This window comes from Actinosynnema sp. NPDC023658, assembly GCF_040639995.1.
In the GTDB taxonomy this organism is placed as follows: domain Bacteria; phylum Actinomycetota; class Actinomycetes; order Mycobacteriales; family Pseudonocardiaceae; genus Actinosynnema.
The window spans coordinates 1-1472 of the sequence record NZ_JBFAAX010001241.1 but is presented as its reverse complement, the minus strand read 5'-3'; the positions used below and the strand labels follow the sequence as shown (position 1 = coordinate 1472).

Genomic DNA, 1472 nt, shown 5'->3' with positions numbered 1-1472 from the left:
TGTCGCGCAACCGGAGCTGGCGGACGATCTCCTCCGCCGCCTCCAGGTTGTTCCGGGTCACCGTCTCTTCGAGGTTTCCACGGTGGCGCAGCACGTCCGGCACCACGTCCACGATGTCCTGCGGCAGCACGTAGTCGCGCCCGCGCACCAGCGCCAGGGCGCGGGCGGCGGCGATGATGCCCAGGCTGGCCCGCGGCGACGCGCCGTAGGCGACCCACCCGGCCACGTCGGTGAGCTGGTGCTCCTTGGGCGCGCGGGTCGCGATGACCAGCCGCACCACGTAGTCGACCAGCGCGTGGTGCACGAACACCCGGGAGGCGACGCCCTGGAGGCGGACCAGCTCGTCCGGGCCGAGCACCTGGCTGGGCACCGGCGGCTCGACGCCCATCCGGTAGACGATCTCCCGCTCCTCCTCGGCCGTCGGGTACTCGACCTGGATCTTGAACAGGAACCGGTCGCGCTGCGCCTCGGGCAGGGGGTAGACGCCCTCGTTCTCGATCGGGTTCTGGGTGGCCAGGACCAGGAACGGGTTGGGCATCGGGAACGTCTTGCCGCCGATGGACACGTGCCGCTCGGCCATCACCTCGAGCATCGCGGACTGCACCTTGGCGGGCGCGCGGTTGATCTCGTCGGCGAGGACGAAGTTCGCCACCACGGGGCCGAGCTCGACGTCGAAGCTCTCGCTGCCCTGGCGGTAGATGCGGGTGCCGAGGATGTCGGCGGGCACCAGGTCGGGGGTGAACTGGACGCGGGAGAACGAGCCGCCGACGACGTTGGCGAACGTCTCCACGGCCAGCGTCTTGGCCACGCCGGGCACGCCCTCCAGCAGCAGGTGGCCCTTGGCCAGCAGGCCGACGAGCATCCGCTCGACCAGCCGGTCCTGCCCGACGATCACCCGCTTGACCTCGAACACGGTGCGTTCGAGCAACTGGGCGTCACGAGCCGGCGTGTGGGGCGCCTCGGCGGCGGGCTCGGACAAAAGGTCCTCCTCGACAGGGTTGTACGACTGTGGTCAGTCTCCCCTGCCGACGGTATGGCTCTTGTGAAGGGGTCCGGTGCCGGAATCGGGCAGCGATGCAGCTCACGCCTTTCCCACCCGATCTTGGTCCGGACCCGGCCGGGTCGACGCGCGGTCGGGGAAGGGGTGTCAGCCGAGGAGGTCGGACGGCGTGTCCACGTCCCTCGCCTCACCCGGTCGGGCGGTGACGGGCGTCGGGTCCAGCGGGCCGAGGACGGACCGCATCGAGGCGCCGCGGGGGTCGGCGGGCAGGGCCCGGCGCAGCGCCCGGGTGTGCCAGGCGCCGGTGAGCCACTGCGCCCGTCCCCCGTCGTCCACGAGGACCGCGCCGGTGCCGCCGACGGCCGCGAGGAGCCGGTCCGCGGTGGACCGGGTGATCCCCGGCTGGTCCACCGCGAGCACCACCACCAGGTCGGTCGTCACGTGCGCGAGTCCGGCGGCCAGCCCCGCGAGC

Annotated in this window: 2 protein-coding genes; both read right to left on the bottom strand. The window is 72.4% G+C overall.

Annotation, left to right across the window (positions count from 1 at the left end):
• Positions 1-979: AAA family ATPase (locus AB0G02_RS39890; protein ID WP_360805634.1), on the bottom strand; the 979-nt coding region annotated here is incomplete at its 3' end.
• 168 nt (positions 980-1147) lie between these two features.
• On the bottom strand, positions 1148-1472 hold a 325-nt coding region (locus tag AB0G02_RS39885; protein ID WP_360805631.1), incomplete at its 5' end, for an NTP transferase domain-containing protein.